The sequence below is a fragment of the Erwinia sp. PME.40.26/001 genome (assembly GCF_055556675.1).
In genome coordinates this window covers 887,506-913,792 of record NZ_JBVHNP010000001.1, presented here as the reverse complement: position 1 = coordinate 913,792, position 26,287 = coordinate 887,506, and the positions used below count along the sequence as shown (strand labels likewise).

The 26,287-nt window shown below is 56.1% G+C and carries 21 protein-coding genes; 20 read left to right on the top strand and 1 reads right to left on the bottom strand.

The window, feature by feature from the left end; all coding sequences use genetic code 11:
• Window positions 1-118: 118 nt before the first annotated feature.
• From otsB to flhE, 19 genes are all read left to right on the top strand, one after another.
• Window positions 119-898 (top strand): trehalose-phosphatase, encoded by a 780-nt coding sequence (gene otsB / locus ACZ3HG_RS04555; RefSeq protein ID WP_465332021.1) that lies wholly within the window; start codon window positions 119-121, stop codon window positions 896-898.
• Between the two features lie 4 nt (window positions 899-902).
• Entirely contained in the window at window positions 903-2,333 is a 1,431-nt protein-coding gene (gene otsA, locus ACZ3HG_RS04550; protein ID WP_191932620.1) for an alpha,alpha-trehalose-phosphate synthase, read from the top strand.
• Window positions 2,334-3,298: 965 nt separating this feature from the next.
• Complete coding sequence (gene flhD, locus ACZ3HG_RS04545; protein ID WP_191932619.1) at window positions 3,299-3,649, top strand: flagellar transcriptional regulator FlhD; 351 nt, start codon at window positions 3,299-3,301, stop codon at window positions 3,647-3,649.
• A complete protein-coding gene (flhC, locus tag ACZ3HG_RS04540; RefSeq protein WP_191932618.1) occupies window positions 3,649-4,227 on the top strand; it encodes a flagellar transcriptional regulator FlhC in 579 nt (192 codons plus the stop codon). The genes flhD and flhC overlap by 1 nt, the downstream gene beginning before the upstream one ends.
• Window positions 4,228-4,357: 130 nt before the next feature.
• Complete coding sequence (motA, locus tag ACZ3HG_RS04535; RefSeq protein WP_062746345.1) at window positions 4,358-5,242, top strand: flagellar motor stator protein MotA; 885 nt, start codon at window positions 4,358-4,360, stop codon at window positions 5,240-5,242.
• The gene (motB, locus tag ACZ3HG_RS04530; protein ID WP_191932617.1) at window positions 5,239-6,270 is read left to right on the top strand and encodes a flagellar motor protein MotB; all 1,032 of its coding nucleotides are present in this window, start codon (window positions 5,239-5,241) and stop codon (window positions 6,268-6,270) included. Before motA ends, motB begins: the two co-directional genes overlap by 4 nt.
• A gap of 10 nt (window positions 6,271-6,280) precedes the next feature.
• Window positions 6,281-8,281, top strand: coding sequence for a chemotaxis protein CheA (gene cheA / locus ACZ3HG_RS04525; protein ID WP_191933107.1), 2,001 nt, complete (start codon window positions 6,281-6,283; stop codon window positions 8,279-8,281).
• A gap of 24 nt (window positions 8,282-8,305) precedes the next feature.
• Window positions 8,306-8,803, top strand: a complete 498-nt coding sequence (cheW, locus tag ACZ3HG_RS04520; protein ID WP_062746338.1) for a chemotaxis protein CheW — start codon at window positions 8,306-8,308, stop codon at window positions 8,801-8,803.
• A gap of 369 nt (window positions 8,804-9,172) precedes the next feature.
• Entirely contained in the window at window positions 9,173-10,834 is a 1,662-nt protein-coding gene (locus tag ACZ3HG_RS04515; RefSeq protein ID WP_191935790.1) for a methyl-accepting chemotaxis protein, read from the top strand.
• Between the two features lie 207 nt (window positions 10,835-11,041).
• Entirely contained in the window at window positions 11,042-12,706 is a 1,665-nt protein-coding gene (locus tag ACZ3HG_RS04510; RefSeq protein WP_191932615.1) for a methyl-accepting chemotaxis protein, read from the top strand.
• Window positions 12,707-12,859: 153 nt separating this feature from the next.
• Complete coding sequence (locus tag ACZ3HG_RS04505; protein ID WP_191935792.1) at window positions 12,860-14,539, top strand: methyl-accepting chemotaxis protein; 1,680 nt, start codon at window positions 12,860-12,862, stop codon at window positions 14,537-14,539.
• A gap of 109 nt (window positions 14,540-14,648) precedes the next feature.
• Window positions 14,649-16,205: a methyl-accepting chemotaxis protein gene (locus tag ACZ3HG_RS04500; RefSeq protein WP_465332015.1), complete on the top strand. Its 1,557-nt coding sequence runs from the start codon at window positions 14,649-14,651 to the stop codon at window positions 16,203-16,205.
• Window positions 16,206-16,285: 80 nt separating this feature from the next.
• Entirely contained in the window at window positions 16,286-17,158 is an 873-nt protein-coding gene (cheR, locus tag ACZ3HG_RS04495) for a protein-glutamate O-methyltransferase CheR (RefSeq protein ID WP_118664003.1), read from the top strand.
• Window positions 17,158-18,207 carry a protein-glutamate methylesterase/protein-glutamine glutaminase gene (locus ACZ3HG_RS04490; protein WP_062746328.1) on the top strand — a complete coding sequence of 350 codons (1,050 nt, stop codon included), beginning with the start codon at window positions 17,158-17,160 and terminating at the stop codon, window positions 18,205-18,207. The genes cheR and ACZ3HG_RS04490 overlap by 1 nt, the downstream gene beginning before the upstream one ends.
• A 36-nt stretch (window positions 18,208-18,243) precedes the next feature.
• A complete protein-coding gene (cheY, locus tag ACZ3HG_RS04485) occupies window positions 18,244-18,633 on the top strand; it encodes a chemotaxis response regulator CheY (protein ID WP_191935793.1) in 390 nt (129 codons plus the stop codon).
• Window positions 18,634-18,642: 9 nt separating this feature from the next.
• Window positions 18,643-19,287: a protein phosphatase CheZ gene (cheZ, locus tag ACZ3HG_RS04480; RefSeq protein WP_062746324.1), complete on the top strand. Its 645-nt coding sequence runs from the start codon at window positions 18,643-18,645 to the stop codon at window positions 19,285-19,287.
• 175 nt (window positions 19,288-19,462) lie between these two features.
• Window positions 19,463-20,614, top strand: a complete 1,152-nt coding sequence (gene flhB, locus ACZ3HG_RS04475; RefSeq protein ID WP_191932611.1) for a flagellar biosynthesis protein FlhB — start codon at window positions 19,463-19,465, stop codon at window positions 20,612-20,614.
• Window positions 20,607-22,697: a flagellar biosynthesis protein FlhA gene (gene flhA / locus ACZ3HG_RS04470; RefSeq protein WP_191933106.1), complete on the top strand. Its 2,091-nt coding sequence runs from the start codon at window positions 20,607-20,609 to the stop codon at window positions 22,695-22,697. The genes flhB and flhA overlap by 8 nt, the downstream gene beginning before the upstream one ends.
• Window positions 22,697-23,122 (top strand): flagellar protein FlhE, encoded by a 426-nt coding sequence (flhE, locus tag ACZ3HG_RS04465; RefSeq protein ID WP_191932610.1) that lies wholly within the window; start codon window positions 22,697-22,699, stop codon window positions 23,120-23,122. Before flhA ends, flhE begins: the two co-directional genes overlap by 1 nt.
• Window positions 23,123-23,327: 205 nt before the next feature.
• Here the strand turns inward: flhE and argS are convergent, their stop codons facing one another.
• Window positions 23,328-25,058, bottom strand: a complete 1,731-nt coding sequence (argS, locus tag ACZ3HG_RS04460; RefSeq protein WP_191932609.1) for an arginine--tRNA ligase — start codon at window positions 25,056-25,058, stop codon at window positions 23,328-23,330.
• A gap of 665 nt (window positions 25,059-25,723) precedes the next feature.
• Here argS and ACZ3HG_RS04455 point away from each other — a divergent pair.
• Window positions 25,724-26,287, top strand: a complete 564-nt coding sequence (locus ACZ3HG_RS04455) for a VOC family protein (RefSeq protein ID WP_465332011.1) — start codon at window positions 25,724-25,726, stop codon at window positions 26,285-26,287.

Genomic DNA, 26,287 nt, shown 5'->3' with positions numbered 1-26,287 from the left:
CGTACTGCTGCCCTCGACTACGTCTGACGACAGGCTTAACACCACCGCCGCTCGTCAGACGACCGCTGTCCCCCTCATTGTCAGCAGCATCTCCCGATCGTTAACTCAGGAGGAATGTGTGACAACCCAAACAGATTTCGTTCCCCCCCTGCAGGCGGCCACCCGCTATGCCTTTTTCTTCGACGTGGACGGCACCCTGGCAGCGATTAAGCCACGCCCTGATGAGGTCTCTATTCCGGCTCAGGTGCTGGATAACCTCAACCGGCTGGCACAGCGCTGCGAGGGGGCCGTGGCACTGATCTCCGGTCGTCCGATTGAACAACTGGATGCGCTGGCGTCCCCGCTGGTACTGCCGATGGCCGGTGTTCACGGTGCGGAGCGACGCGACAGCGAAGGGCAGATCACACGTCTCCGCCTGCAACCTGCCACCGTGACCGCGCTAAGTCAGGCGCTGAACACGGCCATGGCGGTACTGCCGGGCACCCAGTTGGAAAGTAAAGGCATGGCGTTTGCCCTGCACTACCGACAGGCCCCCCAGCACCAGCAGGCCGTGGAGCAGCTGGCCGACTCGCTGGTGGCGCGCTTTCCTGAACTGGTGCAACAGCCGGGTAAATGCGTGGTCGAACTGAAGCCGCGCGGCGTGAACAAAGGCGCGGCCATTGAAGAATTTATGCAGCACCCTCCTTTTGCCGGACGCGTTCCGGTCTTTCTGGGAGATGATTTGACCGACGAGGCAGGGTTTAACGTGGTCAATGCCATGGAGGGCATATCAATTAAAGTCGGTGCCGGAACCAGCGCAGCGCAGGGCCATCTCAGCGATGTTGCCGCCGTGTATCACTGGCTGGAACAGGCACGAATAAAACTAGATGAAGACGTGATAACGTCAGTAAGGAGTTAAGGTTATGAGTCGCTTAGTTGTCGTATCTAACCGTATTGCTATCCCGGATGGCAGTAAGGCCAGTGCAGGAGGGCTCACCGTCGGGATCGTCGACGCGTTGAAGACTACCGGGGGCGTGTGGTACGGCTGGAATGGAGATATCACTGAAATTGGTGAAGATGAAGAAGAGCTCAGTATGCTGGAGCAGGACGGCATCACCTATGCCTCTTTCGGTCTGAACCAGAACGATTATGACCTCTATTACCTGCAGTTCTCCAATGCCGTGCTGTGGCCTGCTTTCCACTATCGTCTTGACCTGGTCAATTTCCAGCGTGAGGCCTGGGATGGCTATCAGCGCGTGAATACGCAGCTGGCCCAGCGTCTGGTACCGCTGCTGCAGGAAGACGATGTGCTGTGGATCCATGATTATCATCTGCTGCCGTTTGCCGCTGAACTGCGCAAGCTGGGGGTGAATAACCGTATTGGATTCTTCCTGCATATTCCCTTCCCGACGCCAGAGATTTTCAACGCACTGCCGCCTCATGCCGATCTGCTGGAAATGATGTGTGATTACGATCTGCTGGGCTTCCAGACGGAAAGCGATCGTATGGCGTTCCTTGAGTGTGTGGCACTGCAGACCACGCTGAACAGTGAGGGTAAACAGCACCGGGCATTCGGCAATCGCTTCACTACGGAGGTCTATCCGATAGGGATCGAGCCCGACAGCATCAAAGAGATGGCAGAAGGGCCGCTGCCGCCGAAGATGGTGGCGATGAAAAAAGATCTCGGTGATGCAAAAAATATCATCGCCTGTGAGCGTCTGGACTACTCGAAGGGATTGCCGGAGCGCTTTCTTGCCTATGAAGCGTTGCTGGAGAACTACCCGGAGCATCGCGGCAAAATCCGTTATTCACAGATTGCCCCGACGTCGCGCGGTGACGTGCAGGCCTATCAGGATATTCGTCATCAGTTGGAAACGGAAGCCGGGCGGATCAACGGCAAGTACGGCACGCTGGGCTGGACGCCGCTGTACTATCTGAATCAGCATTTTGATCGCCGTCTGCTGATGAAGATTTTCCGGCTGACGGATATCGGCCTGGTGACCCCGCTGCGTGATGGCATGAATCTGGTGGCAAAAGAGTATGTCGCTGCACAGGACCCGGACGATCCTGGCGTGCTGGTGCTGTCACGCTTCGCCGGGGCGGCTAACGAACTGACGTCGGCGCTGATTGTTAACCCTTACGATCGCGATGAGGTAGCCGCTGCACTGAATCAGGCGCTGACCATGTCACGCACGGAACGTATCTCCCGCTATAACGACATGATGAACGTGCTGCGCCAGAACGACATCGCCCACTGGCGGGAAAGCTACCTGCAGGACCTGCAGGCGCTGCCGATTCAGGGGAGGGCCATTGAAAAGGAGAATAATGTGGCCGCTTTCCCGAAACTCGCCTGATCAGGCGGTCCAGTATAAATAAGAAAGGCAACTGAAAGGGGGCGTCGCCCCCTGTTTTTTTCCCGCCCCGCTTAACCATCCTTCATCGTCTCTACGTAATTTATGCGGTTAATTGTCGAAAAAACAGACACCAGGACCACAGAAAATCAAATAAATCTACTTTTCGCTAAAGATTCTACGCGGGTTGTCGATAATCATAAGGTTATTCCTAGTGTTTCCACCTATTCATTCATATCTCTTATGTAACGGCTGTTTACATCTTCTGGCAGACCCTAAACATAAGGGGTGAACTGCTTACAAACCGTTATCACTTCCTTTAAAAAACCTGAGCTGTGTCACATTTCTGCCTTCATGTAGTGGTCAAATATTCACCGTGAGTAACTAATCCTTACTGCCTTCCCCGTGCCATTAATTAGCATAAAACTCTGCAAAAATACGCTTAAGTTATTATTATTCTCTATCAACTCGTCAGGCGACCGCTTGGCTTCGCTTTAATGTTCCATCTGAGGTTGTTTTGCCTGGCTAATGGTTGCTCACGGGGTGAAATTTACAAAAAATGAGCATAATGATTAGTTAGTGAGCTAATCAACAGCGTTACTGATGGGTTTTTGGGAATTATTTGCCTTAAAAGTGTGACCTGCGTCACACTTTATCTAAAATTTGGCTTGGCTCTCGTTGTATGTCGCGATCAGAGGGGATAGAGTTGCGTTGTTTTAGGAATAGTCCTAAAAGAATGTAACAAGAAGTCACGGAAGAAGTCAGGGATGAGATGGCTCAGGAATGGCCACTGGCAAAATGAATTCATGATTATTTCCTGGCTTGGTTCACCGAAAACAAGACAGCTTATTTATACGTTTGGCGTTTGCCACTAATTTTTTGCCATCTTTAGATTTACCAACCAGCAACCATGGTAGCGGCTTAAGCCGCACACGTTAAAAGTAGTGTCAGTCAGGATGGAAAAAAAAATGGGTACATCAGAATTACTCAAACATATTTACGACATCAATTTGTCTTATTTATTACTCGCACAACGTTTAATTAATCAGGAAAAAGCCTCTGCAATGTTCCGCCTGGGTATCGATGAGCCAATGGCCGATGCTCTTGCAGGTCTGACGTTGCCTGAAATGGTCAAGCTGGCAGAAACCAATCAACTGGTGTGTCAGTTCCGTTTCAACGATCACAAATCAATTAGCCGTTTAACTCAGGAATCACGCGTGGACGACCTGCAGCAGATCCATACGGGAATTCTGCTCTCCAGCCGTTTATTACGTGATGTATCGAAAGATGCAGAACCGAAAAAGAGGGCGGCAAGCTGATGAGTGAGAAAAGTATCGTTCAGGAAGCACGCGACATTCAGTTGGCGATGGAACTCATTACATTGGGTGCCCGCCTGCAGATGCTCGAAAGCGAAACGCAGTTAAGCCGCGGCCGCTTAATCAAACTGTATAAAGAGTTACGCGGTAGCCCACCTCCAAAAGGAATGCTGCCGTTCTCTACCGACTGGTTTATGACGTGGGAGCAGAATATCCATGCTTCTATGTTCTGTAATGCCTGGCAGTTCCTGGTGAAAACCGGGTTATGCACCGGGGTTGAGGCCGTGATTAAAGCGTACCGCCTCTACCTGGAGCAGTGCCCACAACAGGACGAGGGCCCACTATTAGCGCTGACACGCGCCTGGACCCTGGTCCGGTTTGTTGAAAGTGGAATGCTGGAATTAACTGGCTGTAAGTGCTGTGGCGGAAGCTTTATTAATCACGCCCATCAGCCCGTCGGCAGCTTTACCTGCAGCCTTTGCCAGCCCCCATCCCGGGCGGTAAAAAGACGTAAACTTATCGCAGAAACTGCCGATAACAATTCACAACTGCTGGATGAACAGGTTAAACAAGCCGTTTAATAGTGTTCGCCACGTGGAGTGAATCCAGCAGCGGTCTTTGACCGCTGCTTTTTTTTTGCCCACGCCTGGTGTCCCTACCTGAATAATCTGGCTTTCACCCACCCACACGTTTACAGCGTAAGGATTTTTCGTGCTGATTATATTGGGTTACATCCTTGTCCTCGGGTCGGTGTTAGGCGGCTTCGCAATGGTCGGCGGCCACCTCGGCGCGTTATACCAACCCTCAGAAGTGCTGATCATTGTCGGATCGGGCATTGGCGCATTTATCGTCGGTAATAACGGCAAGGCGATTAAAGCGACGGTAAAAGCGTTACCCCTGCTGATGCGCGGCTCGAAATATAACAAAGCCGTGTATATGGATCTGATGGCTCTGCTGTATCGCCTGATGGCGAAATCACGTCAGCAGGGCATGCTGTCGCTGGAGCGGGATATCGAAAATCCACAGGAAAGTGAGATTTTCGCTAATTACCCGCGCATTCTTGCCGATAAAAGATTAGTGGACTTTATTACCGACTATTTACGCCTGATGGTCAGCGGCAATATGAATGCCTTTGAGATTGAAGCGTTGATGGATGAAGAGATCGAAACCTACGAACACGAGTGTGATGTGCCGGCAACGGCACTGGCCACCATGGGGGATTCCCTTCCGGCCTTCGGGATTGTTGCTGCGGTAATGGGGGTCATCCATACCCTGGCGTCTGCAGACCGACCCGCGGCAGAGCTGGGTGCGTTGATTGCGAACGCCATGGTGGGAACCTTCCTCGGGATTTTGCTGGCGTACGGTTTTATCTCTCCGCTGGCGGGGGTATTACGCCAGAAGTGTGCAGAGAACACCAAGATGATGCAGTGCATTAAGGTCACGCTGCTTTCCAGCCTCAACGGTTATGCCCCGCAGATTGCGGTGGAGTTTGGTCGTAAGACGTTGTATTCGACCGACCGACCGTCGTTTACCGAGCTGGAGGAGCATGTCCGTAATGCGAAATCCACTAAGCAGACTTCGGACCAAGACGCATGAAGCATAACAATCACCCCATTGTGCTGGTAAAGCGGAAAAAGTCGAATAAACATGCCGGCTCGCACGGTTCATGGAAAATCGCCTACGCCGACTTTATGACGGCCATGATGGCTTTTTTTATGGTGATGTGGCTGATTTCTATCTCTAGTCCTCAACAATTGATTCAGATTGCCGATTACTTTAAGACGCCACTGAAAGTGGCGTTAACCGGCGGGCAGCGCAGCAGTGACAGCTCAAGCCCGATCCCTGGCGGTGGCCAGGACCCGACGGAAAAGAGTGGTGAAGTGCATAAAGTTGTCGATATGGATGCGCAGAAACGCAAGCTGGAGGAGATTCGTCTGAACCGCCTGCGTGAAAAGCTGGATCAGCTGATTGAAGCCGATCCCCGTCTGCGGGCGCTGCGTCCACACCTGATTATTAATATGGTTGAAGAGGGGCTGCGTATTCAGATTATCGACAGCCAGAACCGACCGATGTTTAAAACCGGTAGCGCAGAGGTTGAACCCTATATGCGCGATATTTTGCGCGCCATTGCCCCGATTCTGAATGATATTCCGAACCGGATCAGCCTGGCGGGCCATACCGATGATTTTCAGTATGCCGGGGGCGACCGTGGCTACAGTAACTGGGAACTCTCTGCTGACCGCGCCAATGCGTCGCGGCGCGAGTTGGTCCTGGGAGGGCTGGACGGTGGCAAGATGCTGCGCGTGGTGGGCATGTCTGACACCATGAAACTGAAAAATCGCGGCGGAAACGACTCGGTAAATCGACGCATCAGTCTGCTGGTGTTGAACCACGACACTGAAGCTCAGATTGAGCGGGAAAATGCCGAAAGTGATGCGGTACAGATTAATGATGCAAGTAGCCTTAAACAGATAGCGGCGCCGGAAGTTCCTTCCACAGCCACAAATAACCAAGACCCTCAACAATCACAGGCTGAGTCTGTCAGTACTGCTGCACCGGTAACCTCGTTACCGGCCGCACCGGCACCAACGACCCAGACCGATCGCGACTCACAGCCGAGGTGATACCGTGAGCATGGATATCAGCGATTTTTACCAGACGTTCTTTGATGAAGCCGATGAATTGTTGGCGGACATGGAACAACACCTGTTGGGTCTTGACCCGCAGGAACCAGATTCGGAACAGCTTAACGCTATCTTCCGTGCGGCCCACTCGATTAAAGGCGGGGCGGGTACCTTTGGTTTTACTGTGTTACAGGAAACCACGCATATTCTGGAAAACATTCTTGACGGTGCGCGCCGCGGCGAAATGCAGCTCAGTACCGATATCATCAACCTGTTTTTGGAAACCAAAGATATTATGCAGGAACAGCTGGATGCGTATAAAACCGCCTCAGAGCCCGATGCCGCTACGTTCGCCTACATTTGTCAGGCTCTGCGCCAGCTGGCGCTGGAAGCGAAAGGTGAAGCCCCGGTGTCTGAAATTTCTGCGGTGCCTGCGGGAGGAACGGCTTCCGTTGCTTCCAACGGTCTGCGTATTAAGCTGACAGCGCTGAAGGCGAACGAAGCCGACCTGATGCTGGAAGAGCTGGGTAATCTGGGCACGGTTTCTGATGCGGTAAAAGGCGCAGACTTCCTGGAAGCCACGCTGGACTCCTCCGTCGGTAAAGACGATATCGTTGCGGTGCTGTGCTTTGTGATTGATGAATCACAGATCCACTTCCCGCAGGCCGATGTGGTGGATATCGCCACCGCAATGGCCGACGCACCCGCTGTTGAGGCTGAAGCCGAGATGGAGGTCGCCGCGGAACCTGAGCTGGCTGCCGTCAGCGATGTGGTTCAGCTTAAGCGTGAACCTGCGAAGAAAGCGGCTAATCCCAAAGTCAGTGAGTCGACCAGTATCCGCGTCGCGGTAGAGAAGGTCGATCAGCTGATTAACCTGGTCGGCGAACTGGTGATCACCCAGTCGATGCTGGCGCAGCGTTCGGGTGAACTTGATCCGGTTAACCACGGCGAGCTGCTGAACAGCATGGGACAGCTGGAGCGTAACGCCCGCGATCTGCAAGAATCGGTCATGTCGATTCGTATGATGCCGATGGAATACGTCTTCAGCCGTTTCCCGCGTCTGGTGCGTGACCTGGCCAGCAAGCTGGGTAAAGAAGTGGAACTGACCCTGATGGGCAGCTCGACCGAACTGGACAAGAGCCTGATCGAGCGCATTATCGACCCGTTAACGCACCTGGTGCGTAACAGCCTTGACCACGGTATTGAAACGCCGGAAAAACGTCAGGCGGCAGGGAAACATGCGGTCGGGAATCTGACGCTGTCTGCGGAACATCAGGGCGGCAATATCTGCATCGAAGTTACCGATGACGGGGCCGGCCTGAACCGCGAACGTATTCTGGCGAAAGCGCTTTCTTCCGGGCTGCCGGTTAGCGAATCCATGAGCGATGAAGAAGTCGGCATGCTGATCTTCGCGCCGGGCTTTTCGACCGCCGAGCAGGTTACGGACGTCTCCGGCCGTGGCGTTGGCATGGACGTGGTGAAACGTAATATCCAGGAGATGGGTGGGCACGTTGAAATCGCGTCCCGACAGGGTAAAGGCACGACGATCCGCATCCTGCTGCCGCTGACGCTGGCAATCCTTGACGGGATGTCCGTGCGCGTGGCAAACGAAGTATTTATCCTGCCGCTGAATGCCGTGATGGAATCCCTGCAGCCACTGGCAGATGACCTGAAAGCACTGGCAGGCGGTGAACGCGTGCTGGAAGTCCGCGGTGAATATCTGCCGCTGGTTGAGCTGTGGAACGTCTTTGAGGTCCAGGGGGCCAAAACCGAAGCCACGCAGGGGATTGTTGTCATCCTGCAGAGCGCCGGGAAACGCTATGCGCTGCTGGTCGATCAGCTGATTGGTCAGCACCAGGTGGTAGTGAAAAACCTGGAAAGCAACTATCGCAAAGTGCCGGGCATCTCCGCCGCTACCATCCTGGGTGATGGCAGCGTAGCGCTGATTGTGGATGTCTCTGCACTGCAGTCTCTGAACCGTGAAAAGCGTGTGGCGGGAGCCGCAGCCTGACAATAACTGATTAAGGGTAGAATTATGACTGGAATGGCCACTGTCACTAAACTCGCCGGCGAAACCGTGGGTCAGGAGTTCCTGGTGTTTACGCTGGGTGACGAAGAATACGGTATTGATATCCTGAAAGTTCAGGAGATCCGCGGGTACGATCAGGTGACGCGTATTGCTAACACCCCGGCGTTTATTAAGGGTGTGACTAACCTGCGCGGTGTGATCGTGCCGATTATTGACCTGCGCATCAAGTTCGCACAGCCGGGTGTGGTCTATAACGACAACACCGTGGTCATTGTGCTGAATCTGGAACAGCGCGTGGTGGGCATCGTCGTGGATGGCGTGTCTGACGTACTGTCCCTGACGCAGGATCAGATCCGGCCTTCCCCGGAGTTCGCCGTCACCATGTCGACCGAATATCTGACCGGTCTGGGTGCGCTCGGTGAGCGTATGCTGATCCTTGTCGATATCGAGAAGCTGTTAAGTAGCGAAGAGATGGCGCTGATGGATACACTGCGCAGCGCGTAGTAGCGAGAAGGGCGGATCGACGATCCGCCCTTTTATTATCCTCATCCCTTTTGTCACTGACCTTAACACCGAAAGAACAGACCTCTCCCTGACCCCCTCCTTGCTGTATTTGTCTTCTCCTGTTTTATTCCGTTGATATCTGAATGTGATCTGAGGTTTCGTGACAGGGTGAAAATATGCTCTGCGATGCTGTTAAATGCACCTTTTTGTCCCTGTAAATACAGGGTGTATAGGCGGAGTCAGTCCCAAAAAAGGAGGAAAATTCGCGTCTCTGCCTCTTTTAGTTATTTAACCCTTCACAACATAAAGATCGCCGTCTCCCGACCGATACCCCCAGTGTTATTCCATAAATTACACCAAAGGTTACCTATGTTTTCGCGTATTAAAGTCGTTACCAGTCTGATTCTGGTGCTGTTGATCTTCGGCATTCTCCAGCTGGCCGCCGGCGGCCTGTTTATCAACGCGCTCACCCACGATAAAAACAGCTTTGCCGTGTCCAAAACGGCCAATGATAATGTCTCCCTGTTTACCGATGCCTGGGTGACGCTCAACCAGACGCGTATCACGCTGAACCGCGGCATGTTGCGGATCCAGAGCGAAGCCGCCAACAGCGGCAGCAGCGCGTCCCTCGCCACGCTGAGCGCACAGGCCAAACAGCAGCTGATTGCCGCGCAGAAATCGTATGATGCGTTCCAGGCAACCCCGCCGACGCCGGGCATCGATCCACAGCTGACCGAACGCCTCCAGCAGCGCTATGCTGATTACGTTCAGGCGCTGGAAGTGATGACCGGGCAGATGGAGAACAAGCAGCTGGATGCGATGTTCAAACAGAACATCGAGAAGAAGCAGATCGCCATGCAGGGCGTCTATACCGAATGGCGTAATCTGCAAAATGAACTGAGTGCCAAAGGAGCCGTGCAGAACCAGCAGGCTTACGTGCATATGCTGTGGACCATCGGTGCCGTGATGGTGCTGGTGATGGCCCTGATTGTGCTGTGCTGGTTTGGCCTGCGTAACATCCTGATCCGTCCGCTGCAAGCCACCATTGGCCACATCCGTAACATTGCTGAAGGCGACCTGACGAAGCACATTGAAATCAGCGGGCGCAATGAAATGACCCAGCTGGCGTCCAGCCTGCATGATATGCAGCAGGCGCTGGTGAAAACGGTCAGCGTCGTGCGCGACGGCTCCGATGCGATTTATACCGGGGCCAGTGAAATTGCCGCCGGTAACAATGATCTCTCCGCGCGTACCGAAGAGCAGGCGGCCTCGCTGGAGCAGACCGCTGCCAGCATGGAACAGCTGACCGCGACGGTAAAACAGAATGCGGAAAATGCCCGTCAGGCCTCGCAGCTGGCGTTGAACGCGTCGGTGACGGCCCGTAAGGGTGGCCAGGTGGTCGATGGCGTGGTGAAAACCATGAATGACATCGCGGGCAGTTCGAAGAAGATTGCTGATATTACCAGCGTGATTGACGGAATTGCTTTCCAGACCAATATTCTGGCGCTGAACGCGGCGGTAGAAGCTGCCCGCGCCGGTGAGCAGGGCCGTGGATTTGCAGTGGTCGCGGGTGAAGTCCGCAATCTTGCCCAGCGCAGCGCCCAGGCAGCGAAAGAGATCAAGAGCCTGATTGAAGATTCTGTGGCACGCGTGGACAGCGGGTCAGTGCTGGTGGGTACCGCCGGTGAAACCATGACGGATATCGTCAACGCGGTCAGCCGCGTGACCGACATCATGGGCGAGATTGCGTCCGCCAGCGATGAACAGAGCCGCGGTATTGACCAGGTCGGCACGGCAGTGACTGAAATGGACCGCGTCACCCAGCAGAATGCCTCACTGGTTGAAGAGTCTGCCTCGGCAGCCGCTTCCCTGGAAGATCAGGCCAGCCGACTGACTCAGGCCGTCGCCGTCTTCCGCATTGCCCGCCAGGGAAGCGTGGCTCCGGCCCCGCTGAAGCGGCCAGTACTGAAACCTGTCACCGTCGGTAAGCCGCAGGCCGCCGCGTCTGACAGTCACTGGGAAACCTTCTGACCACCCGTTGAACCGCAGAGGGCGGCCCGTTCGGTGGCCGCCCCGCACGGTGGATTACCCTGGCAATATGCGGGGAGAGAAAGGATAACGGAGGGTTTCATGGCCCTCTCTGCCAGATAACTGACTACCTTAACCGCAACGCGACCACATAAAGATCCGCAGCCGCCTGCCGATAACAGCAGCGTCAACTGTTTAATAAGGAACATTATGTTTAAGCGTATGAAGGTCGTCACCAGTTTGATTCTGGTGCTGGTGTTTTTCGGTTCATTACAGCTCATCACAGGGGGCTTGTTCTTCCAGGCCCTGAAAGGCGATAAAGACAACTTCGCCGTCTCCCAGCAGCTTCGTCTGCAACAGTCCGCACTCAACCAGTCATGGATCGCGCTGATTCAGGCGCGTAACACGCTCAATCGATCGGGGATCCGCTATACCCTGGATGCTAACCGTGAAGGGATCAGCGAGGCGGTGAAGCAGCTGCTGAGCGAGGCTCAGGGGCAGTTGACCCTGGCAGAAAAAAATTATGCACTGTGGCATTCCCGCCTGTCAGAACAGGGCAAAACGGCCGACAACGTACTGGCTATCCAGAAAAATTATGACATCCTCCACTCGGCGCTGAGCGAACTGATCCAGCTGATGAACGCCGGGAAAATTAATGAGTTTTTTGATCAACCGACCCAGGGCTATCAGGATGGTTTTGCTCATGCCTATGATGCCTGGCTGACGAATAATGACGCACAGGCCGCTGCGGGGGCAGAAGAAAACCTGCGCGCTTACGGGCAGGCGATCTGGATCCTCGGCCTTGCTCTGGTGGTGTCGCTATTAGTGATTACCGGTGTATGGAGCGGCATTCGCCATATCCTGCTGCGTCCGCTGCAAACCAGTATTGAGCATATCCGCCGCATCGCCAGCGGCGATCTGACGCGTCCCATTGCTGTGGAAGGGCGTAATGAAATGGCCCAGCTTGCGGCCAGCCTGCAGCATATGCAGGAGGAGCTGATCCGAACGGTCAGCGTGGTGCGCGACGGTTCTGACGCCATCTATACCGGGGCCAGCGAAATCTCCGCCGGGAATAACGACCTCTCCTCCCGTACCGAACAGCAGGCCTCGGCGCTGCAGGAAACTGCCGCCAGCATGGAGCAGCTGACCGCCACGGTGAAACAGAACGCCGAAAATGCCCGCCAGGCCTCTCAGCTGGCCCTCAGCGCCTCGGAGACCGCGCAGAAGGGCGGGAAAGTGGTGGATGGTGTGGTGAAAACCATGAGTGACATCGCCGGCAGTTCGAAGAAAATCGCCGATATTATCAGCGTAATCGACGGTATTGCCTTCCAGACCAATATCCTGGCACTGAACGCGGCGGTGGAAGCCGCCCGCGCCGGTGAGCAGGGCCGTGGTTTTGCGGTGGTGGCCGGGGAAGTGCGCAACCTCGCTGGTCGCAGTGCCCAGGCGGCAAAAGAAATTAAGGGCCTGATTGAGGATTCTGTCTCGCGGGTGAATACCGGTTCGGTGCTGGTGGAAAGCGCCGGAGAGACCATGAATGATATCGTCAGCGCGGTGACCCGCGTCACCGACATCATGGGCGAAATCGCCTCCGCCAGCGACGAGCAGAGCCGCGGTATCGACCAGGTTGGCACGGCCGTTAACGAGATGGACCGCGTCACCCAGCAGAATGCCGCCCTGGTGGAGGAGTCAGCTTCCGCTGCCGCGTCGCTGGAAGATCAGGCCAGTCGGCTGACCCAGGCCGTGGCCGTGTTCCGCCTCAGTCAACAGAAAACCATACCGGCGGCTGTGCTGAAACGGCCCGCACTGAGCGCCTCTGCTGCGCCGAAGCTGGCGGCACCTGCTGCCACCGGGGATCACTGGGAAACCTTCTAGCAATACAGATGGGGCTGTTCTCAGCCCCGATATGCTTAAAAAAAAGACGAACGCCCCCCCTGGCCCGCTATTCTGCGGGCTTTATTCATAACCTGGTAAAGATCCCGCTATCACTGCCGATAAATCACAGTAGCTATCCAACTGGGGAAAGGTATGTTCAAGCGTATGAAAGTGGTGACCAGCCTGGTGCTGGTCCTGGTAATATTTGGCTCTTTGCAGTTAATTTCTGGTGGGCTGTTTTTCCAGTCTCTGAAAGGGGATAAGGAAAACTTCAGTCTGACACAACAGATTCGCCGGGAGCAGGCCAATCTTACCTCCGCATGGATAGCACTGGTACAAACCCGTAACACACTGAACCGCGCCGCCACGCGTTATCTGCTGGATGAAAAAGGGCAGGGAACCGGCTCAACGGTACCTGATCTGGTTGCGCTGGCGAAATCGCAGCTGGCGACCGCAGAGCAGGAATTTGCCGAATACACCAAAGAACAGCCGGCGGATGTGGTTAACCTGCCGCACGTGCAGGGTGTGAATGACAACTACAAAATTTTGCACGCCGCCTTAACCGAGCTGATTCAGATGCTGACCAGCGGAGATTTTAAAGGTTTCGTGGACCAGCCAACGACGGGCTTCCAGAACGGGTTTGAGCAGGCGTATACCGTCTGGCTGAAAAATACCGATGCCATGCTGGCAGCCGGTGCGGCGCAGAATGAGAGCGCCTATCAGCGTGCCATCTGGGTACTGCTGACCATCCTGCTGGTGTCGGTGATCATCATTGCCACGGTCTGGACGGGGATCCATCAGATCCTGCTGCGCCCGCTGAAATCCAGCATTGACCATATCCGTCATATCGCCAGCGGCGATCTGACGCAGCAGATCGATACAGAAGGGCGCAATGAAATGGCTCAGCTGGCGGTCAGCCTGCAGCATATGCAGCAGGAGCTGGTGAAGACGGTGAGCGTGGTGCGCGACGGATCTGACGCCATCTATACCGGTGCCAGCGAAATTGCAGCCGGAAATAACGATCTCTCCTCCCGTACCGAAGAGCAGGCGTCCGCGCTGCAGCAGACCGCTGCCAGCATGGAGCAGCTGACCTCCACGGTGAAACAGAACGCCGAAAACGCCCGTCAGGCGTCGCAGCTGGCCCTCAGCGCCTCTGAGACCGCGCAGAAGGGCGGCAAAGTGGTGGATGGCGTGGTGAAAACCATGAATGACATCGCCGGCAGTTCGAAGAAAATCGCCGATATTATCAGCGTGATCGACGGTATCGCCTTCCAGACCAATATCCTGGCGCTGAATGCGGCGGTGGAAGCGGCCCGCGCCGGTGAGCAGGGCCGTGGTTTTGCGGTGGTGGCCGGGGAAGTGCGTAACCTGGCCCAGCGCAGTGCCCAGGCGGCAAAAGAAATTAAAGGCCTGATTGAGGATTCCGTGTCACGCGTGGATACCGGCTCGGTGCTGGTGGAAAGCGCGGGAGAAACCATGAATGACATCGTCAGCGCGGTGACCCGCGTCACCGACATCATGGGTGAGATCGCCTCCGCCAGTGACGAACAGAGCCGGGGCATCGACCAGGTTGGTACGGCCGTTAATGAGATGGACCGCGTCACTCAGCAGAATGCGTCCCTGGTGGAAGAGTCGGCTTCCGCAGCGGCATCGCTGGAAGATCAGGCCAGCCGGCTGACTCAGGCCGTGGCAGTTTTCCGAATTCGTAAAGAAAATGTCACCGCGGCCGTTAATAACAACAGGGCGCAGGTTTCTCCGTTGCTGTCACCTCCGTCAGCATCGCGTAAAGCGCTGCCGGCCAGCAAATCAGATGATAACTGGGAAACGTTTTAATTCCTGAAGCGGGCATCACGTCACAAAGGGCCAGCCCGGTTAACGGGCGGTCCGATGAAAAAGAATCATTTTTGTTGCCTGTATCAGGTGACTTTCCGGGGAGTGCGCAATGTTAGGTCGTTTACGTATATCTGGCACCATCATCGCCCTGCTTGGCGTGTTTTGTCTGATGCAGATCGCCTCCAGCGGACTGTCCTTTAACTCTTTCCGCCTGGATGCTGACAATATTCACCAGGTTGAAATCAGCGGAGACCAGCGTGACGCGCTGGGTGAAAGCTGGGCAGCGCTGCTCAGCACCCGTGTGACACTGAGCCGTGCCGGCACCCGTGCAGCACTGAATGTGCCGCGTGAGCAGGTGGTCAGCCTGATGACCAAAGCGCAGAGTGACCTTGATCGGGCCGACAAAGCATTTAAAGAATTTAAAGCGATCCCTGTGGTCACCCCGGAAGGGCTGGCATTAGAAAAAGATATCGTGGCGGCCTATGACGTCTATTACAGCGAGCTGTCACAGCTGATCGCCTGGCTGCAGAACAATCAGCTGCAGGCGTTTCTTGATTCTCCCACGCAGGGCAAGCAGGACAAGTTCCAGGTGCAGTACCAGCGCTGGATGAAACACATCGATGAACTGCGTGACCACGCCGGGGCCGCCAGCAAAGGCTTCTACTTCCAGTCGAAGGTGATTTTCGCGGTTTCAGTGACACTGTCACTTCTGGTCACCCTGGCGGCGCTGTGGTGGGTGAAGCAGGCACTGATTGCGCCACTGGCGCGGATGCGCAGCCATTTTGAGCGCATTGCCTCCGGTAATCTGAACGGCGAAGTGGAAGCCGGAAGCCGCAATGAACTGGGCCAGCTGTTCACCAGCCTGCAGCATATGCAGCAGGCGCTGGCCTCGACCGTGCGTGACGTGCGTGACGGCAGCCGCGCCATGCAGACCGGTATTGGCGAGATCGCCGCCGGTAACAACGATCTCTCCGCCCGCACCGAACAGCAGGCGGCCTCACTGGCGCAGACAGCGGCCAGCATGGAGCAGTTGACGGCGACGGTATCTGCGAACGCCGATAACGCCCGTCAGGCTTCAGACCTGGCGCGTGAAGCTTCGGGAACGGCGCACAAAGGGGGCGCTCTGACCGGCAATGTGGTGACCACCATGAACGCCATCGCCGGCAGTTCAAAGCGGATTGCCGACATTACCAGTGTCATTGACGGTATTGCCTTCCAGACCAATATTCTGGCACTGAATGCGGCGGTCGAAGCGGCCCGCGCCGGAGAGCAGGGACGCGGTTTTGCGGTCGTTGCGGGTGAAGTGCGTAACCTCGCTCAGCGCAGCGCGCAGGCGGCGAAAGAGATTAAAACCCTGATTGAAGAGTCGGTCAGCCGGGTCGATCAGGGGGCTAAGCAGGTCGCTTCAGCCGGGGAAACGATGGATGAGATCCTCCAGTCGGTCAACCGGGTGAACGACATTATGGGCGAAATTGCCGCCGCCAGCGACGAGCAGCGACGCGGGATTGAACAGGTTGCACTGGCGGTAGGCCAGATGGATCAGGTGACCCAGCAGAATGCCGCCCTGGTAGAAGAGGGCGCGGCTGCAACGGGAGCACTGGAAGCACAGGCAGAATATCTGACAGCGGCGGTCAGCCGCTTCGCACTGGATGAGCGTGCAGAGTAAAGAGCGTTCCCGCGGCCCGACGGCCGCCGGGCACGAGACACCCTAATAATACCTTTATCCGCGCTTTGCAGGATGGCTACATGAAGAAATCGACGTTGTTAGCTCCACCGGAAAACGCAACGCTGCTGTCGCAGATGGTACAGCGCCTGCCGTTATCCGATACGCATTTTAAGCGTATCAGTCAGTTGATTTATCAGCGAGCTGGCATCGTTCTCGCCGATCACAAGCGAGAAATGGTCTATAACCGCCTGGTTCGCCGGCTGCGGATGCTGAATATCGACGATTTTGGTCGCTATATGGCCCTGCTGGAAAATGACCCTAACAGCGCCGAGTGGCAGGCCTTTGTGAATGCCCTGACGACCAACCTGACAGCCTTTTTCCGCGAAGCGCATCATTTCCCGATCCTGGCGGAACATGCGAAACGTCGCCAGGGGAACTACAGCGTATGGTGTGCGGCGGCCTCCACCGGTGAAGAGCCTTACTCCATTGCGATGACCCTGGCTGAAACCCTGGGGACCGGGCCGGGTAAGTTTCAGATCCACGCCAGCGATATTGATACCCAGGTGCTGGAAAAAGCGCTGGCGGGCGTCTATCGCCAGGAGGAGCTGCGTACGCTCTCCCCGCAGCAGCTGCAACGTTTTTTCCTGCGGGGCACCGGGCCGCATGAAGGCATGGTGCGTGCCCGCCCTGAGCTGGCCAATATGGTGACCTTTGCCCAGCTCAATCTGCTGGCCAATGACTGGGCGCTGCCCGGACAGTTCGATGTGATTTTCTGCCGTAATGTCATGATCTATTTCGACAAAGAAACTCAGGAAAAGATTTTACGGCGTTTTGTTCCGTTACTGAAACCTGGCGGTTTGCTGTTTGCCGGTCACTCAGAAAACTTCAGCCAGATTAGCAAAGAATTTTATCTGCGTGGCCAGACGGTCTATGGACTGACTAAGGAAAGATAATGAGTAAAATCAGAGTGTTGTGCGTAGATGATTCGGCGCTGATGCGCCAGTTGATGACCGAAATTATCAACAGTCATTCCGATATGGAGATGGTGGCGTCTGCACCGGACCCGTTGGTGGCACGGGATTTGATCAAGCAGTTTAACCCGGATGTACTGACCCTGGACGTGGAAATGCCGCGCATGGACGGCCTCGATTTTCTGGAAAAGCTGATGCGCCTGCGCCCGATGCCGGTGGTGATGGTTTCGTCACTGACCGGCAAGGGGTCTGAAATTACGCTGCGTGCGCTGGAACTGGGAGCCGTCGACTTTGTCACGAAACCGTCGCTGGGTATTCGCGAAGGGATGCTGGCTTACAGTCAGATGATTGCCGATAAAGTGCGTGCCGCTTCACGCGCCCGTCTGCACACCCGTGGGCCACAGCCTGCGCCAGTGATGCTGAAAGCCGGGCCGTTGCTGAGTAGCGAAAAACTGATTGCCATCGGCGCGTCTACCGGCGGCACTGAAGCGATTCGTCATGTGCTGCAGCCGTTACCGGCTACCAGCCCGGCGCTGTTGATCACCCAGCATATGCCTCCGGGCTTCACCAAATCGTTTGCGGAACGTCTGAACAAGCTGTGCCAGATTACGGTGAAAGAAGCGGAAGACGGCGAACGTATCCTGCCGGGACATGCGTATATCGCGCCGGGTGCGATGCATATGGAACTGACGCGCAGTGGCGCGAACTATCAGGTCAAATTGAATGACGGACCGCCGGTGAATCGTCATAAACCGTCGGTCGATGTGTTGTTTAACTCAGTGGCGCAGTTTGCCGGTCGTAACGCCGTTGGCGTGATCCTGACCGGAATGGGGAACGATGGTGCCGCAGGGCTACTGGCGATGAACAAAGCCGGTGCCTGGACCATTGCCCAGAACGAAGCGAGCTGTGTGGTATTTGGCATGCCCCGGGAGGCAATTGCCCTCGGGGGGGCCAGTGAGGTGGTGGATCTTCACCAAATCAGCCAGCACATGCTGGCAAAAATTAGCGCCGGACAGGCGTTGCGTATCTAACGCGGTCCTCGCGGGCTACATATTACGGGAGTAGGTATGGTTGATAAAAATATGCGGTTTCTGGTGGTCGACGATTTCAACACGATGCGTCGTATCGTCCGTAACCTGTTAAAAGAGCTGGGCTTCAGCAACGTTGAAGAAGCTGAAGACGGTGTGGATGCGCTGAACAAGCTGCGTGCTGGGGGCTTTGACTTCGTGGTATCTGACTGGAACATGCCAAATATGGATGGACTGCAGCTGCTGCAAACCATCCGTGCCGACGCCGCGCTGAGTAAGCTGCCGGTGCTGATGGTCACGGCAGAAGCCAAGAAAGAGAATATCATTGCGGCTGCACAGGCGGGTGCCAGCGGCTACGTTGTTAAACCATTCACAGCGGCTACCCTGGAAGAGAAGTTAGGTAAGATCTTCGAAAAACTGGGTATGTAAGGAGCTGAGATGAACACTATTCCGAAACCAAATGTTGATGCAGCTTCGGCGCAGGACATAATCTCTAAAATTGGTTCACTGACGCGTATGCTGCGCGACAGTCTGCGTGAGTTAGGCCTTGATCAGGCTATCGCAGAAGCCGCAGAGGCGATCCCGGATGCCCGCGATCGTCTTGATTATGTGATTCAAATGACCGGCCAGGCGGCCGAGCGTGCACTAAACTGCGTCGAGGCCGCGCAGCCCCGTCAGACAGTGATGGAGAATGGGGCGAAAGCACTGAAAGTTCGCTGGGATGAATGGTTCGAAAACCCTATCGAGCTGTCAGATGCCCGCTCTCTGGTTTCGGATACTCGTGGTTATCTGGACGAAGTACCGGGGCATACAGGCTTCACCAATGCCCAGCTGATGGAAATCATGATGGCTCAGGATTTCCAGGATCTGACCGGGCAGGTGATCAAACGTATGATGGATGTGATCCAGGAAATTGAGCGTCAACTGTTGACGGTCCTCATGGAAAACATCCCTGACCAGAGCGCCCGCGTGAAGAAAGATACCGACAGCCTGCTGAACGGCCCGCAGATCAATGCTGCGGCTCCGAACGTGGTGGCAAGCCAGGATCAGGTTGACGATCTGCTGGACAGCCTCGGCTTCTGATAACAGAGGCGGAGCCATTCCGCCTCTGCTGATGCCAGTGCCCGCTCAACTGCGCGGGCACTGACTTTAGCCCATTCCCTAAATAACCCCCTATTTACCCGTTTACTCGTGGCATTACCCCTGCGCGAATTTGGCATTCTACTCTCAGTCATTCCGCACTGAAGGTTTTGCTACCGTGTCTCAGGATAGCGATCAGGAAAAAACAGAGTCCCCCACGGCCCATCGACTTGAAAAAGCACGAGAAGAAGGGCAAATCCCGCGATCGCGTGAGCTGACATCCATTTTGATGCTGGTGACCGGCCTGAGCATTCTGTGGGTCGGCGGCGAGTGGATGGGGCGGAAACTGGGTGCGCTGGTGGCCGATGGTCTGGTCTTTAATCACTCCGTAGTCAGCGATACCAGTCAGATGCTTCATCAGATAGCCAATCTGCTGATGCAGGCCGTACTGGCCATTCTGCCGATGATGTTCGGCCTGGTGGTGATGGCGATTGCTGCACCAATGCTGCTGGGCGGGCTGGTGATCAGCGGTAAGTCGATTAAATTCGATTTTGGCAAAATGAACCCGATAAAAGGCCTGGCGAAACTGGTGTCCGCACAGTCAGCGGCCGAGCTGTTAAAAGCGGTGCTGAAAGCGACCCTGGTGGGCGTGGTGACCTGGCTGTATATCTGGCATCACTGGGCAGAAATGCTGCGCCTGATCAGTGAATCGCCGGTGACGGCCCTGGCCAGCGCGCTGAATATGATCGCCATGTGCAGCATTCTGGTGGTGCTGGGGCTCTCCCCGATGGTGGGGTTTGACGTCTTCTTCCAGCTGTACAGTTACTTCAAAAATTTACGCATGTCTCGTCAGGATATTATGGACGAGCACAAGCAGCAGGAAGGCGACCCGCACGTTAAAGGGCGTATCCGTCAGCAGATGCGGGCGGCCGCCAGGCGGCGCATGATGCAGGACGTGCCGAAGGCGGACGTGATTGTTACCAACCCGACCCACTATTCGGTCGCGTTGCAGTACGACGAAAAGAAAATGAGCGCACCTAAAGTGCTGGCGAAGGGCGCAGGGGAAATTGCTCTGCGCATTCGTGAACTGGGTAAGGAGCACCGTATCCCGATCCTTGAAGCACCGCCGCTGGCACGTGCGCTGTATCGCCATAGTGAAATTGGTCAGCATATTCCCGGGACGCTTTATGCCGCGGTGGCTGAAGTCCTTGCCTGGGTGTGGCAACTCCGCCGCTGGAAAGTGGAAGGGGGGCTGATCCCGAAGAGACCTGTTAAATTGCCGGTGCCGGATGCGCTGGACTTCGCTGGAGAACAAAAATCTGATGGCTAATCTGGCCGCTTTACTTCGCTTACCCGCTAACATGAAAGACACGCAGTGGAAGGTGCTGGCCGGGCCGATCCTGATCCTGCTGATCCTGTCGATGATGGTGCTGCCGCTGCCGCCGTTTATCCTCGATCTGTTGTTTACCTTCAACATTGCCCTGTCGATCATGGTGCTGCTGGTGGCGATGTTCACCCAGCGTACGCTGGATTTCGCCGCCTTCCCGACCATTCTGCTGTTCTCCACCTTATTACGCCTGGCGCTGAACGTGGCCTCAACGCGTATCATCCTGATGGAAGGCCATACCGGGGCTGCTGCCGCCGGGCAGGTGGTGGAAGCCTTTGGCCACTTCCTGGTGGGCGGGAATTTCGCCATCGGTATTGTGGTGTTTGTTATCCTGGTGATCATCAACTTTATGGTCATCACCAAAGGGGCCGGGCGTATTGCCGAGGTGGGGGCACGTTTCGTCCTCGACGGCATGCCGGGTAAGCAGATGGCGATCGATGCCGACCTCAATGCCGGACTGATTGGCGAAGAGGAGGCGAAAAAACGTCGTTCTGACGTGACCCAGGAAGCCGACTTCTACGGTTCGATGGACGGGGCCAGTAAGTTTGTTCGCGGTGATGCCGTCGCCGGTATCATGATCATGATTATCAACGTCATCGGCGGCCTGCTGGTGGGCGTGGTACAGCACGGGATGGACGCCGGACATGCGGCCGAAACCTATACGCTGCTGACCATTGGTGATGGTCTGGTCGCGCAGATCCCGGCGCTGGTGATCTCGACCGCTGCCGGGGTTATTGTCACCCGCGTCGGCACCGATCAGGACGTCGGTGAGCAGATGGTGGGCCAGCTGTTTAATAACCCGCGCGTGATGATGCTCAGTGCGGGCGTCCTCGGCCTGCTCGGCCTGGTACCGGGAATGCCGAACCTGGTCTTCCTGCTGTTTACCGCCGCCTTACTGGGCCTGGCCTGGTGGATACGCGGTAAAGAGATGAAGCCTCAAGGCAGCGAAGTGCCGGCCATGTCAATGGTCCGCCAGCCGGAAAGCGCCGCCAGCGTTGAAGCCACCTGGGGCGATGTCCAGCTGGAAGATTCCCTCGGGATGGAAGTTGGCTACCGGCTGATCCCGATGGTGGACAGCGCCCAGGACGGCGAGCTGCTGGGACGTATCCGCAGCATCCGTAAGAAATTTGCGCAGGAGATGGGCTTTCTGCCGCCGGTGGTGCATATCCGCGACAACATGGATCTGACGCCGGCCCGTTACCGTATTCTGATGAAAGGGGTGGAGATCGGCAGCGGTGACGCCTATCCGGGGCGCTGGATGGCGATTAACCCCGGCACGGCGGCAGGGACACTTCCGGGAGAAGTGACCGTTGACCCGGCCTTTGGTCTGGAGGCGATCTGGATTGACAGCGCGCTGAAAGAGCAGGCACAGATTCAGGGCTTCACGGTGGTGGAAGCCAGTACCGTAGTGGCCACGCATCTTAACCACCTGATCGGCCAGTACGCCAGTGAGCTGTTCGGCCGTCAGGAAGCGCAGCAGCTACTGGATCGCGTGACCCAGGAGATGCCGAAGCTGACGGAAGATCTGATCCCTGGCGTGATCACGCTGACCACGCTGCACAAGGTGCTGCAGAATCTGCTGGCGGAGCGTGTTTCTATCCGCGATATGCGCACTATTATTGAGACCCTGGCGGAGCACGCGGCGGTGCAGACCGATCCGCAGGAGCTGACTTCGGTGGTACGTGTGGCTCTTGGCCGGGCGATCACTCAGCAGTGGTTCCCGGGCAACGGGGAAGTGCAGGTCATTGGCCTGGATACCACCCTTGAGCGTTTGCTGCTGCAGGCGCTACAGGGCGGTGGCGGTCTGGAGCCGGGTCTGGCGGATCGCCTGCTGGCGCAGGCGCAAACTGCGCTGCAGCATCAGGAAGGGCTGGGCGCGCCGCCGGTGCTGCTGGTGAACCATCCGCTGCGTGCGCTGCTGGCCCGCTTCCTGCGCCGCTCGCTGCCGCAGCTGATGGTTATTTCAAATATGGAACTGACCGACAACCGCAATATCCGAATGACGTCCACTATTGGGGGGCACTGATGAAGACGCTGGCAGGACTGTTGCTGCTGCTGCCTTGCCTGAGCCTGGCGGCTGACGGTGGCTGGCAGGCGAGCGCAACGGGCCCGGCACTCTCAAACCGGGGCGTACAGGCGTCATCGCGCCCTCTCAGCCCGCCTGAAGTGGTGCCCGGTATGATGACTGATGTGGTGTGGCGCTATACGCTCAGTGCGCCTGCCCCTGCCGGTTTGCAGGTTCGCTTATGCTCAGAGAGCCGTTGTGTGCCGATTGAAGGGGCCAGCGGTTCAACGCGCGGGCTGACCAACGTGGCCGCCGGAGAGACGTTACGCTTTATCTATCAGGTAGAGGGAAAAGGGCGGGTGTTTCCGGTGTTGCGGGTGGTCAGCAATGAGGTGATGGTGAATTACCGCCAGGCGTCGGCGCTTCCTGCGGTTTATCCGCACTGATCACCGGGTCTGATCTCTGTTTCTGCCGGGTACTTTCGCGGTGGGAACCGCGTCTGGTTCCGGGGGGAAGGGCTGCTTTCTGCACCGGCACGAGCGCATCCCTGGCCGTGAGTCTGCTGGCCTCAGACTGACCGCTGAACATTTAACGAGGGAAAGTTGAGGGCAGAGTTCCGGGGCGACCCTTGTTCCGGCCGCCCCTGAGCGCTTACATCCGTTCTACGGTTTCAATACCCAGCGTATCCAGACCCTGCTTCAGGGTTTTCGCCGTCAGCAGCGCCAGACGCAGGCGGCTCTGCTTTGTCGCCTCATCTTCAGCCGTCAGGATCGGGCAGTGCTCGTAGAAGCCGGAGAACAGCCCGGCGAGATCGTAAAGATAGCTACACATCACATGCGGCATCCCGTCGCGGGCAACCTGAGTAATGGTCTCTTCGAACTGCAACAGCCGGACGGCCAGCGCTGCTTCACGATCTTCCGCAATGGCGGTCGCGCCAGTAATGCCGTGCTCATCAATGCCGGCCTTACGGAACACCGACAGCACGCGCGTATAGGCGTACTGCATGTAGGGTGCCGTGTTACCTTCAAACGCCAGCATGTTGTCCCAGTCGAAGATATAGTCGGTAGTGCGGCTTTTCGACAGGTCAGCATATTTCACGGCCCCGATGCCGACGATATTCGCCAGCGCCTTCAGTTCGTCCGCAGGCATGTCCGGGTTCTTTTCGGAAACCAGCTTCGTCGCACGCTCAATGGCCTCATCCAGCAGATCGGAGAGCTTGATTGTGCCCCCGGCGCGGGTTTTAAACGGCTTACCATCTTTGCCCAGCATCATGCCGAACATATGGTGCTCCAGCGGGATGGAGGCCGGAACGTAACCGGCTTTCCGTACGATAGTCCAGGCCTGCATCAGATGCTGGTGCTGACGTGAATCGATGTAGTACAGCACGCGATCTGCTTTCAGGGTTTCATAGCGGTATTTAGCGCAGGCAATATCCGTGGTGGTGTAAAGATAGCCGCCATCCTTTTTCTGGATGATCACCCCCATCGGCTCGCCTTCCTTGTTTTTGTATTCATCAAGGAATACGACCGTCGCGCCTTCGCTCTCTACGGCCAGGCCTTTGGCTTTCAGGTCGGCAACGATACCCGGCAGCATATCGTTGTACAGGCTCTCGCCCATCACATCGTTGCGGGTCAGGGTGACATTCATACGGTTATAGATCAGCTGGTTTTGCGCCATCGTGATATCCACCAGGCGTTTCCACATCTTACGGCAGTATTCGTCCCCGCCCTGCAGTTTCACCACATAACCCCGTGCGCGTTCGGCAAATGCCGGGTCTTCGTCGTAGGTACGCTTGGCTTCACGGTAGAACACTTCCAGATCCGCCAGGGCGATCTCTTCATGCTGTTCGTTTTGCTGCTTCTCAAGGAAGGCAATCAGCATACCGAATTGCGTACCCCAGTCGCCGACATGGTTGGCGCGGATCACGTTATGGCCGAGAAACTCCAGGGTCCGGACGGCGGCGTCACCAATAATGGTGGAACGAACGTGGCCAACGTGCATCTCTTTAGCCACGTTAGGCGCAGAGTAGTCAATCACCACAGTCTGAGGCTCAACGGGGGCGACACCCAGCTTCGGCGCGGCCAGCACGCTGTCGATCTGGGTGGACAGCCACTCGGGAGCGAGGAAAATATTGATAAACCCGGGGCCGGCAATTTCCACTTTTTTGGCAATGCCGGTGAGGTCGAGCTGCTCCAGCACTTTTTCGGCCAGCTGTCGTGGTGGCATCCCCAGGGTTTTGGCGACGGCCATCATGCCGTTAGCCTGGTAGTCACCAAACTGTGCTTTAGCCGACTGGCGTACCTGAGGTTCACAATCCTGGGGCGCACCCACTGCGATCATCGCCTGACTGACTTTTTCTGAGAGAAGAGCCTGAATATTCACCGAGTTACCTTAATTTTTTTGAAAGCCCTTGCGCCGCAGCGCAGGCCGTTGTCACCGCGCCGCCGTTAACAGGATAGAAGTGGCCCGTGGCGTCAGCGCTTAAAAAAGAAGGGGAAAAGTATACTGCATTTAGGAACAAGTTATCCAGGAACCTGCACGCCTGGATAACTTGCAGGATAAGCGTGGGAAAACCGTGCGGTGGGGCGGTGTTCTGGCAGACGGAATTAACGGCGGCGTTGCGGCCGGTGCGGACTCGCTACAGTCGTTTTTCCGTTTCGTACCCGCCAGTGGCGTACAATCGCCAATGCCATCATCGCGATCAGCACGGCGACAAGCAGTATCATAAGCATTGAGCTTTTCCTTGTGTTGATGGTCGGGACAAATCTATAAGAAAGCAGAATAGCCTACAATGGACCCTTTCCGATTTAGGAATTGTCGCATTGTATAAATTTAACTAAACTAAAACATAAACTTAAAGGCCATTTTCTAAAAATAAAACTGGTACTGAACCACCCGGTACTGGATGCTGCAGGGGCTAAAGGGGCAATTAATATGAATAATTCCGATAAGAGGGGAGTTTTCTATTCAATTACCTGGTCTTTAAATTCCTTCCCGGCGAAGGGTATTAATAAGAAAAATTACTGTAAACGAAGGATTTCAGCAGGATGAACATCAAAAATGTCGAGGAACTCAGCGATCTGGCTAATGATTTGCCGCGCTTTTTACACTCCCTTTACCATCTTGCCGACCGCCTGGAGCTCGGCCTTGACGGGTTAGAGGTGGATCATATTGCGGTCAGGTGCCATCAGAACACGACGGCTGAACGGTGGAAAAGGGGCTTGCTGCGCTGCGGTGCTCTCTTCTCTGAAAAGGAGATTGGTGGGCGGCCAGTGGCTTTGTTTGAATTAACCACCCCGCTTGAGGTGGGGCCCTGGCAGATTAGCCTGGTGGAGCTGCCGTGGCCGGGGCAGCGGCTTTACCGTCATGAAGGCTGGGAGCATGTAGAAGTGGTGCTGCGCGGTGATGTGCAGACGCTGGGTGCCCGTGCGCTGGCGCTGATGGGGGATGCAGGTCTGACCCGGCAGGGTATTACGATTAAAACCAGTGCGCCCAAAGGCGCGGGTGAACGTCTGCCGAACCCGACCCTGGCGGTGACCGACGGCCAGGTGACCATCAAGTTCCATCCGTGGAGCCTGAAAGAGATCGTAGAGAGTGAAACCGCCGGCTGA